This is a genomic window from Burkholderia sp. Bp8992, from assembly GCF_003853705.1.
Taxonomy (GTDB): domain Bacteria; phylum Pseudomonadota; class Gammaproteobacteria; order Burkholderiales; family Burkholderiaceae; genus Burkholderia.
In genome coordinates this window covers 193,978-203,362 of sequence record NZ_QTQI01000013.1, presented here as the reverse complement: position 1 = coordinate 203,362, position 9,385 = coordinate 193,978, and the positions used below count along the sequence as shown (strand labels likewise).

Genomic DNA, 9,385 nt, shown 5'->3' with positions numbered 1-9,385 from the left:
GCGCTCACGGGCCTGCTGGTCACGACGTTCGCGTTCCTCGGCGTCAACATGTTCCTGTCCGGGCTGCACAGCTACGGCAAGCTGTAAGATTTCCGCCGCTCGTCCGACTATCGAACCGCCGGTGCACTGCGTGCCCGGCGGTTTTGTTTTGTAACAGGCGGGCGAACCGGGCGTCGAACGGCGCATGACGGGCCGGGTCGAACGCTCATGAAGCGTGCGCGCCGCGCATGCAGGAGGAGCAGCACGATGTGGATCAAACGCCCTTTGCGGAACGTACTGACCGGCGGTGATATTTCGCTCAGCGAGATCACCCCGCGCGCGATATTCGAGAACCGGCGGCGCGTGTTGCAGGCGGCCGGCCTCGCGGCGGCGGGCGGCTTGCTCGGCGGCAGCGGTGCGGCATTCGCCGCGTATGCGTCGCCCGACGCGCGCGCAGCGAAGCTCGCAGCCAAAACGAACCCGACGTTCGTCGCCGCCGACAAGGTGACGCCGTTCAAGGACATCACGTCCTACAACAACTTCTACGAATTCGGCACCGACAAGAGCGACCCGGCGCAGAACGCCGGCACGCTGCGGCCGCGTCCGTGGCGCGTGAGCGTCGAGGGCGAGGTACAGCACCCGAAGGTGTTCGACCTCGACGAACTGCTGAAACTCGCGCCGCTCGAGGAACGCGTGTACCGGCTGCGCTGCGTCGAGGGCTGGTCGATGGTGATCCCGTGGATCGGCGTGCCGCTGTCCGAGCTGATCAAGCGCGTGCAGCCGACCGGCAACGCGAAATACGTGCAGTTCATCACGCTCGCCGACCCGTCGCAGATGCCGGGCCTGTCGACGCCGGTGCTCGACTGGCCATATTCGGAAGGGCTGCGGATGGATGAGGCGATGAATCCGCTGACACTGCTGACGATGGGGGTCTACGGGCAGGTGCTGCCGAACCAGAACGGCGCGCCGGTGCGGATCATCGTGCCGTGGAAGTACGGCTTCAAGAGCGCGAAGTCGCTCGTGAAGATCCGCTTCGTCGACAAGCAGCCGAAGACGAGCTGGAACACCTACGCATCGAACGAGTACGGCTTCTATTCGAACGTGAACCCGAACGTCGATCATCCGCGCTGGAGCCAGGCGACCGAGCGGCGCATCGGCGAGGACGGCTTCTTCACGCCGAAGCGCAAGACGCTGATGTTCAACGGCTACGGCGACCTCGTCGCGTCGATGTATCAGGGCATGGACCTGAAGAAGAACTTCTGAGCCCGACGGTGAGAAACGACATGCCTCCTTCGACGCTCACGCCCGCTCGCGCGGCGGATACCGGACGCGCCGCACGCACCGCGCGGGCCGATGCGATCCGTCCGCCCGCGCCGCGCTGGCTCGCGCCGGCCAAGGTGCTGGTGTTCGCAGCCGGCCTTTATCCGCTCGCGCGTCTCGTGCTGTTCGGGCTGACCGACCGGCTCGGTGCGAATCCGATCGAATTCATCACGCGCTCGACGGGCCTCTGGACGCTCGTCATGTTGTGCATCACGCTCGCCGTCACACCGCTGCGGCGCATGACGGGGTTCGCGGCGCTGCTGCGTTTTCGCCGGATGATCGGGCTGTTCGCGTTCTTTTACGCGACGCTGCACTTCACGACCTACCTGTGGTTCGACAAGTGGTTCGACGTCGTCGCGATCCTGAAGGACGTCGGCAAGCGTCCGTTCATCACGGTCGGCTTCGCCGCATTCGTGCTGCTGATCCCGCTCGCCGCGACGTCGACGCGCGCAATGGTGCGCCGGCTCGGCCGCCACTGGGCGACGCTGCATCGTGCGATCTATGCGGTCGCACTGTTCGGCGTGCTGCACTTCTGGTGGATGCGCGCCGGCAAGCACAATCTCGCGCAGCCGAAGCTCTACGCGGCGATCGTCGCGGCGCTGCTCGGCTGGCGGCTGCTTGCATGGGGATGGCGGCGCGTGCGTGCGTGACGGCGCAGCCCGGAAAAACAAAAGGCGATGACCGTGAAGTCATCGCCTAGTTTCGCCAGCCGCGCGAGCCGCGTTGCGTCGTTACTTCGCGGCGGCCGGACCCGATGCCGGGGCGGGCATGGTCGATGCGCCGCTCGACAACTCGGGCGACAGCGTGAGCGGCGAACCCGACGTATCGGGTGTATCGTCGGACGACGCGTTTTCATCGGTCGGTTTCACGTCCGACGGCGGCGTGTTCTGTTGCTGGAGCGGTTTGGGCATCGGGGGTACGGTGGGCAGATAAAGCGCGCCGCTTTGACCGCAGCCGGCAAGAATCGCCAAAGCCGCTACAATCGCGCTCATCCGGAAAACGACTCGCATGATCGTCCCTGAACAATTGAACCGATAGAGTTTAGCATGTCCGATACCGAATACCTGACCCGTGCCGAGGCCGTGCTGATGGCCGTCGAGCGTACCGTCGACGCCGCGAACGATGGCGACCACGACATCGATCTGGAGCGCAACGGCAGCGTCCTGACGCTGACGTTCGAGAACGGCTCGAAGATCATCGTCAACCTGCAGCCGCCGATGAAGGAAGTGTGGATCGCCGCGAAGGCAGGCGGATTCCACTACCGTTTCATCGACGGCGAGTGGCGCGATACGCGCACGGGCACCGAGTTCTTCTCGGCGCTCACCGAATACGCGACCCAGCAGGCCGGCCTGCCGATCACGTTCAGCCTGTGACCGCACCGGGGCGCCGGACCCCGAGCGTCGCAGCCAAAGAAAAAGCGCCCCGCGGGGCGCTTTTTCATGGCCGGGCCGTGTGTCAGTGGCCGCGGAACAGGTTCATGATGTCCTGCTTTTCCTGCTCGTCGACGTGCGGCACGGCTTCGTCGACGTTCTGCGTGGCCGGCGCCTGCGGCACGCCGACCGTCGACACGAAGCCGTGACCCGGCGTGAATTCGGTGAAGTACAGCTCGCTGCCGAGCGACTCGACACCGTCGGGCATCGTCGGCTTGAACTCGGGCACGCCCTTCAGCGCCGCGCCCATGTACTCGATCCAGACCGGCAGCGACAGGCCGCCGCCCGTTTCGCGATCGCCGAGGCTGCGCGGGTTGTCGTAGCCGATCCACGCGATCGCGGCGAGCGTGTGCTGGTAGCCGGCGAACCACGCGTCGTGCGAATCGTTCGTCGTACCGGTCTTGCCCGCGAGGTCGGTGCGCTTCAGGATGTTGGTCCGTGCGCCCGTGCCGCGCTGCGCGACGCTCTGCAGCAGGCTGTTCATCACGTATGCGTTGCGCGCGTCGATCGCGCGCGGCGCGTTCTGCTCGGCGACGAGCGGCTGTGCACGCGCGACGATCGCGCCGTTCGGATCGGTGACTTCGGCGATCAGGTACGGATTGACGCGGTAGCCGCCGTTCGCGAACACCGAGTACGCGCCGGCCATCTGCAGCGGCGTGACCTGGCCCGCGCCGAGCGCCATCGGCAGGTAGGCCGGATGACGGTCGGCATCGAAGCCGAAGCGCGTGATGTACTGCTGCGCGTACTTCGTGCCGATGTGGTTCAGGATCCGGATCGACACGAGGTTGCGCGAGCGCTGCAGCGCGGTGCGCATCGACATCGGGCCTTCGAAGCCGCCGCCGTAGTTCTTCGGCTCCCACGGCTGGCCGCCCGTTTCGGCGGCGCTGAAGTACAGCGGGCCGTCGTTGATCACGGTTGCCGGCCCGAGGCCCTTGTCGAGCGACGCCGAGTAGATGAACGGCTTGAACGACGAACCCGGCTGCCGCCATGCCTGCGTGACGTGGTTGAACTTGTTCTTGTTGTAGTCGAAGCCGCCGACGAGCGAGCGGATCGCGCCGTCCTGCGGGACGATCGACAGGAACGCGCCTTCGACCTGCGGCAATTGCGTGATCGACCATTTGCCGGTGTCGTTCTTCACGACGCGGACGATCGCACCGGGGCGGATGCGGCGGTTCGGCTGCGCGCTGGCCGACAGCGCGCCCGACGCGAAGCGCAGGTTGTCGCCCTCGACCGTCGCCGTGCTGCCGTCGATGAACGCCACCGTGATCTGGCGCGGGCTCGCGGCCGTGACGACCGCGGCAATCAGCTCGCCGTTGTCGGGGTGTTCGAGCAGCGCGTCGTCGATCGCCTGTTCGCGGTCGTCGGCACCGGCGGGCAGTTCGATGAAGCCTTCCGGCCCGCGATAGCCGTGGCGACGCTCGTAATCCATGATGCCCTTGCGCAGCGCGGTGTACGCGACCTGCTGGTCCGCGGAGTCGATCGTCGTGACGACGTTGAAGCCGCGCGTGTAGGTTTCCTCGCGGTACTGCGCGTACATCATCTGTCTGACCATTTCCGCGACGTACTCGGCGTGCACGCTGAAATCGCGGCCCGGGCCCTTGACGACGAGCGGCTGCGCGGACGCTTCGTCGTACTGCTCGCGCGTGATGAAGTTCAGCTCGAGCATCCGCTGCAGGATGTATTCCTGGCGCACCTTCGCGCGCTTCGGATTGACGACCGGGTTGTACGCGGACGGCGCTTTCGGCAGCCCCGCGAGCATCGCGGCTTCCGCGAGCGAGATGTCCTTCAGGTCCTTGCCGAAATAGACCCGCGCGGCGCTCGCGAAGCCGTACGCGCGCTGGCCGAGATAGATCTGATTCATGTAGACCTCGAGAATCTGATCCTTCGTCAGCGCGCGCTCGATCCGGTACGCGAGCAGCATCTCGTAGATCTTGCGCGTGTAGGTCTTCTCGCTCGACAGGAAGAAGTTGCGCGCGACCTGCATCGTGATCGTGCTCGCGCCCTGCGACGCGTGGCCGTTCGTCAGCGCGACGAAGCCGGCGCGGATGATGCCGGTGAGGTCGACGCCGCCGTGATCGTAGAAGCGCGCGTCCTCGATCGCGAGGATCGCTTTCTTCAGCGAGTCGGGCACGTCCTTGAAATGGACGACGTCGCGGCGCTCCTCGCCGAATTCGCCGATCAGCACGTGATCGGACGTGTAGATGCGCAGCGGCACCTTCGGGCGATAGTCGGTCAGCGCGTCGAGCGACGGCATGTTCGGCCAGGCGACGACGAGCGCGTAGCCGAGCACGAGGCCGCCGGCCACGACGAGGGCCACGCACATCGCGGCGAAGCCGAGCAGGACTTTTTGCCACCAGGGCCGTTTCTTCGGCTCCGGGGCAGGAGGCGGGGACGTAGGAGTCGTGGATTGCATAGGCATACCGGAAAACAGTCCCGCGATTATAGCTGCCCGGTAAGACCGGTCCTGACGCGGGGGGCGGCCGCCGGAAAGCCGCCGGTCGGCATGCCGTCAGTATGACTCGCGCACGGCCGCCGTCGGCCGCTGCTGGCCGTTTGGCCGACTGTCGGCGGCGCGCGCCGCTTTGCAGAATCAGGTCTCGGAAACGCGGCGTGGGCCGCGACGATTTCGGGAGGCTGGGATGGCGGGACGATGGGTAGCACGGTTTGCGCAGGGCAGGCACCGGTCGACGGGAATCGACGTCGGCGCCGGCGAGGTGAGGGTGGTCGTGCTGAGCCGGCGCGGCCGGGGCGCGGATGTGCGGGTCGAGGGGCTCGAGCGGGAGCCGGTCGGGCTGGCGGGCGGCCCGGAAGACGCGCGCTGGGCCGCGGTCGCGCGTGCGCTGGCGGCAGCCGTTGCGCGACTGTCGGCGGCCGACGTGCGATGCGATGCGCGCGGCGTGATGGCGCTGCATGACGACGAAATACGTACCGCGACGCTCGACCTGGCCGGCCGTCACGACATCCCGGACGCCGCGCGGCAGGCGGCCGAGCGCATCTCGGGGCTGGCGCCGGACAGTTTCGCGTTCGACTGGCGGCAGCACGGCGGCGCGCGCTCCGGCGAGATTGCTGTGACCGTGGCCCCGCTCGCGCTGCTCGAACGGCGGATCGACGTGGCCGCCCAGGCCGGAATCGACCTGACGGCGGTCGACGGCGAGTCGGCGGCCATGCTGCGCGCACTGCGCTATGCCGCGCAATTCGAACTCGATGCTCAGGGTTCGTACGCCGCGCTCTGGTTCTGCGATTCGGGAGTGCGCGGCTGGCGAATCGACGGGCCGTTGGCGGTGCCGGTGCTCACGCTGTCCGGCACGCTGCCGGAGGCGCTCCCCGATGCGCTGCGCCGGCGCGCGCTCGGCGCCGTGCGCTGTGTATTCGTCGCCGGGGACGAGCGAAGCATCGCGCGCTTCGAAACGTCCGTCGCCGAGATTGGTGATGTGCTCGGCTCGGCGGTGGTGCCGTTCGACTGCACGAGCTGGGACGGGCAGCCATGCCCGCCCGCCGGCATGCCGGGCGGCCCGGCATTCGCCGTTGCGTTCGGGCTGGCGCTGCGCGGGGTGTGGGAATGACGGCCGATCAGGCGGCGCTCGGCGGCTTCAACCTGCTGCCGTACCGCGAACGGCTGGCGCACGCGTTGCGGCGTCGCCGGGCCGCGCAGTGCGCGACGGCGATCCTGCTCGGCGTGTTCGGCGCCGCACTGTGGACGGGCGCGGGCACCTGGATGCGGTGGCGCATGGATGCCGCGCGCGCAAGCGTGGAAACGCGGCTGCGGCAGTTGCAGCCGCAGGTGAGTGCCGCGACGCGCGCCGCCGATGCGGCGGCTGTCATCGCGCGGCGCGACGCGCAGGCCGCCGCGCTTGCCGCACCGCACGCGCGCGTCGCAGGGCTGCTGGCGACACTGGTGCAGGTGCGCGACAACGGCGTCCGGCTCGACGCGTTGCGCACGACGCCGGCCGGGGCCGTGCTCGATGTGCGGGCCACGAGCTACCGGGCGGCCGCGCGATGGCTCGCCGCGATGGCACGCGAGCAGCGTGACTGGCGGATCGACGTGGATGCGTTGACGCCTGCGTCGAGTGCGCGGGCGCCGCTGGCCGGGATGCCGTTCCGGTTCTCGGTTCAATTGCGCTGGCACGATGCGATGCCGTCGCGGACGGCGTCGGGAGGTGGCGCATGACGGCGATCACGCATTGGCCGGTGCCGCGTGGCGTTGCGTGGCCGCGCGGCATGCCGCGGGTCTCGCCGGCGGCCATGCAAGCCGCCGGCTGCGTGCTGGCGTTCGTGGCCGTGCTGGCAGGCGGCATTCATCTGGCGAATGCGGCCGACTGGAGCGGGCTCGCGCATAGTCGCGCGTTGCTGGTGGCCGCGCAGGGGCGCGCGGCCGACGCGCAGCGCATGCTCGAATCCGCGGAACGACGGCGCAGCGCCCATCCGGCGCCGGCGCATGACGATCGCGCGTCGCGTGCGCCGGAATGGGCCGCGCTGATGCTGGAGCTGGCCGATCTCGCTGCGTCGAGCGGGCTGCATGGCGTATCGATCGAGCCGCAGCGCACCGATGGCGCGGCGCCGGACGGCCGGCGCACCGTCCGCATCGCCGCGGATGGCGGCTTTCGCGCGTTGTCGAGGATGGTCGGCGGGTTGGCGCGCTTTCAGGTGCTGGCGGTGCCGTCGGCGCTGCGTGTCGAGCGCGGCATGCAGTCAACGCGGGTGGACATGTCTGTCGACGTGTTTCCGGCGCTGCCGGCCGCATCGCCCGCTGGCGGCACGGTGCCGCTTCGGGCTGAAGCGCTCGACGCCGATCCGTTCGGCGCTGAAGCCGATGGCGTGGCGGCCCGGCTCGCCGGCACGATTCGCGACGCGCGTGCCGGTCTCGCCTTGTTCGACGACGGCAACGGCGCGTTCACGGCCGTGATGCCCGGCGAAGCGCTCGGGGCGGCGCGCGTGGTGCGCGTCGAGTCCGCGGCGGTGATGCTCGCGACGGCGGACGGCGCGCACCGGGTCGCCTTCGACGACGGAGGGCGCCCATGACGAAGTACGGCCGTTGGGCGCTCGCCGTCTGGGCCGGATCGACGGCAGCCTGCGCAGGCGCATCGTTGCCGCCGCTGCCGGCAGTCTGGCCTGCCGCGTCGGTGGAGGCACCGGTGCCGGGCCTGCCGCTGCCGCACGGGAGTATGGATGGTGTGGACCACGCGGTTGCGGAGGAAGCCGGCCCGCCGCCGTTCGACCAGGCCGCTCGTGCGGTGCTTCGGACGGAGCCCGCCGCACCGGCCCCGCAACTGGAGGGGCCGCCGATTCCGTTGGTGCCGCCGGCCCGGATGAGCGACGCCGCGGCGCGGCAACCCGGCGATGCGGACGACGCGCGGCGGATCTCGCTGAATCTGCAGGGCGCCGGGCTCGCGGCCGCGTTCGACGCGTTCGCGCGGTTCACGGGGCTCAATATCGTCGTCGGCGAGCAGGTGCGCGGCACGGTCACGTTACGTCTGAACAATGTCCGCTGGCGCGAGGCCTTCGACACGCTGCTCGACACGCACGGGCTCGCGATGTCCCGGCGCGGCAACGTGATCTGGGTCACGCCGGCGGCCGACCTGGCCGCCCGCGAGCGCGAGCGCTTCGAAATGCACGCGCGGGCCGCCGATCTGGAGCCGCTGGCGAGCCGCACGTTCGCGCTGCACTACCCGCGCGCGCAGGACGTGCAGCGGCTGCTGGCCGGCGCGACCGGCCAGCGCCTGCTGTCGAAGCGCGGTGCCGCGGCGGCCGATCCGCGCACGAACCTGCTGTTCGTCACCGATCTCGCGCCGCGCATCGCGCAGATCGCGGGCCTGATCGACGCGATCGACCGGCCGTCGCGGCAGGTCCGGATCGAGGCGCGGATCGTCGAAGGCGAACAGGGTTTCTCGCGCAACCTCGGCGTGCGCGTCGCGCTGCGGGCGCAGGGGCGGCCGCCGGCGGGCGAGAGCGCCACGTTCACGGCCGACGCGCGCAATGCGCTCGACCTGGCCGCGCGGCCGCTCGGCGGCTTCGACGCGGCGACTGCCGGCTTCACGCTGTTCGCCGCGCCGCTCAGCCGCGTACTCGACGTCGAACTGAGCGCGCTCGAGGCACAAGGGCGGGGCCAGATCGTTTCGCGGCCGCGCGTGGTGACGGCCGACCGCGTCAAGGCCATTGTCGAGCAGGGTTCGGAGCTGCCGTACCAGGCGAAGGTGGGCAACGGCATGAGCGGCGTGCAGTTCCGCCGCGCGACGCTCAAGCTCGAGGTCGAGCCGCAGATCACGCCGGACGGGCGCGTGGTGCTCGACCTGGACGTGACGAAGGACAGCGTCGGCGAGCCGACGGCGGCCGGCCCCGCCATCCATACGAAGCATGTACAGACACGTGTCGAGGTCGAGAATGGCGGGACGGTCGCAATCGGTGGTATCTATGAACAACTGAGCCGGAACGATGTGACGCGCGTGCCGCTCTTGGGCAAAATACCGTTTCTGGGCGCACTTTTCCGGCACCGCGCGCAGCGCGACCAGCGCAACGAACTGGTCGTGTTCATCACGCCGACCGTCGTCGATGCGCGCTGCGATGCGCGCGGCGCGGGCGACGCGGATGCCGATAAAACGGGGCCGGAAGCCGCCGGCGCAGGCTCGACAAGGCAGCCGCTTTGCCAGTAAGCTGCGCCA

The 9,385-nt window shown here is 69.3% G+C and carries 10 protein-coding genes; 7 read left to right on the top strand and 3 right to left on the bottom strand.

The features are described from left to right. Window positions 1-186, bottom strand: a 186-nt coding sequence (locus DIE03_RS38565) for a hypothetical protein (protein ID WP_221623694.1), incomplete at its 3' end; no start/stop codon positions are given. A 60-nt stretch (window positions 187-246) separates the two neighbouring features. On the opposite strand from DIE03_RS38565, the gene msrP reads away from it, so the two are divergent. Further along, window positions 247-1,242: a protein-methionine-sulfoxide reductase catalytic subunit MsrP gene (msrP, locus tag DIE03_RS20605; protein ID WP_124453482.1), complete on the top strand. Its 996-nt coding sequence runs from the start codon at window positions 247-249 to the stop codon at window positions 1,240-1,242. Between the two features lie 20 nt (window positions 1,243-1,262). Continuing rightward, entirely contained in the window at window positions 1,263-1,949 is a 687-nt protein-coding gene (gene msrQ, locus DIE03_RS20600; protein ID WP_124453480.1) for a protein-methionine-sulfoxide reductase heme-binding subunit MsrQ, read from the top strand. An 81-nt stretch (window positions 1,950-2,030) separates the two neighbouring features. Here msrQ and lptM read toward each other — a convergent pair whose 3' ends face one another. Next, window positions 2,031-2,309, bottom strand: coding sequence for an LPS translocon maturation chaperone LptM (lptM, locus tag DIE03_RS20595; protein ID WP_124453478.1), 279 nt, complete (start codon window positions 2,307-2,309; stop codon window positions 2,031-2,033). Window positions 2,310-2,345: 36 nt separating this feature from the next. On the opposite strand from lptM, the gene cyaY reads away from it, so the two are divergent. Continuing rightward, the gene (cyaY, locus tag DIE03_RS20590) at window positions 2,346-2,672 is read left to right on the top strand and encodes an iron donor protein CyaY (protein ID WP_124453476.1); all 327 of its coding nucleotides are present in this window, start codon (window positions 2,346-2,348) and stop codon (window positions 2,670-2,672) included. Between the two features lie 82 nt (window positions 2,673-2,754). On the opposite strand, the gene DIE03_RS20585 is transcribed toward cyaY, so the two are convergent. Next, the gene (locus DIE03_RS20585; RefSeq protein ID WP_124453474.1) at window positions 2,755-5,142 is read right to left on the bottom strand and encodes a penicillin-binding protein 1A; all 2,388 of its coding nucleotides are present in this window, start codon (window positions 5,140-5,142) and stop codon (window positions 2,755-2,757) included. A gap of 226 nt (window positions 5,143-5,368) precedes the next feature. On the opposite strand from DIE03_RS20585, the gene DIE03_RS20580 reads away from it, so the two are divergent. The 4 genes from DIE03_RS20580 to pilQ are packed head-to-tail and all read left to right on the top strand — an operon-like array spanning window position 5,369 to window position 9,376. Beyond that, window positions 5,369-6,292, top strand: coding sequence for a competence protein ComA (locus tag DIE03_RS20580; RefSeq protein ID WP_124453472.1), 924 nt, complete (start codon window positions 5,369-5,371; stop codon window positions 6,290-6,292). Then, a complete protein-coding gene (locus DIE03_RS20575; RefSeq protein ID WP_124453470.1) occupies window positions 6,289-6,897 on the top strand; it encodes a fimbrial protein in 609 nt (202 codons plus the stop codon). Before DIE03_RS20580 ends, DIE03_RS20575 begins: the two co-directional genes overlap by 4 nt. Further along, window positions 6,894-7,748, top strand: a complete 855-nt coding sequence (locus DIE03_RS20570; protein WP_124453468.1) for a pilus assembly protein — start codon at window positions 6,894-6,896, stop codon at window positions 7,746-7,748. Before DIE03_RS20575 ends, DIE03_RS20570 begins: the two co-directional genes overlap by 4 nt. Then, complete coding sequence (pilQ, locus tag DIE03_RS20565) at window positions 7,745-9,376, top strand: type IV pilus secretin PilQ (protein ID WP_124453466.1); 1,632 nt, start codon at window positions 7,745-7,747, stop codon at window positions 9,374-9,376. Before DIE03_RS20570 ends, pilQ begins: the two co-directional genes overlap by 4 nt. Window positions 9,377-9,385: the final 9 nt, after the last annotated feature.

Excerpts from the sequence above, each read along its gene's own strand:
- DIE03_RS20580 (WP_124453472.1), top strand. The coding sequence starts at position 5,369 with ATGGCGGGACGATGGGTAGCACGGTTTGCGCAGGGCAGGCACCGGTCG.
- pilQ (WP_124453466.1), top strand. The coding sequence starts at position 7,745 with ATGACGAAGTACGGCCGTTGGGCGCTCGCCGTCTGGGCCGGATCGACG.
- DIE03_RS20585 (WP_124453474.1), bottom strand. The coding sequence starts at position 5,142 with ATGCAATCCACGACTCCTACGTCCCCGCCTCCTGCCCCGGAGCCGAAG.
- DIE03_RS20570 (WP_124453468.1), top strand. The coding sequence starts at position 6,894 with ATGACGGCGATCACGCATTGGCCGGTGCCGCGTGGCGTTGCGTGGCCG.
- DIE03_RS20575 (WP_124453470.1), top strand. The coding sequence starts at position 6,289 with ATGACGGCCGATCAGGCGGCGCTCGGCGGCTTCAACCTGCTGCCGTAC.
- lptM (WP_124453478.1), bottom strand. The coding sequence starts at position 2,309 with ATGCGAGTCGTTTTCCGGATGAGCGCGATTGTAGCGGCTTTGGCGATT.
- msrQ (WP_124453480.1), top strand. The coding sequence starts at position 1,263 with ATGCCTCCTTCGACGCTCACGCCCGCTCGCGCGGCGGATACCGGACGC.
- msrP (WP_124453482.1), top strand. The coding sequence starts at position 247 with ATGTGGATCAAACGCCCTTTGCGGAACGTACTGACCGGCGGTGATATT.
- cyaY (WP_124453476.1), top strand. The coding sequence starts at position 2,346 with ATGTCCGATACCGAATACCTGACCCGTGCCGAGGCCGTGCTGATGGCC.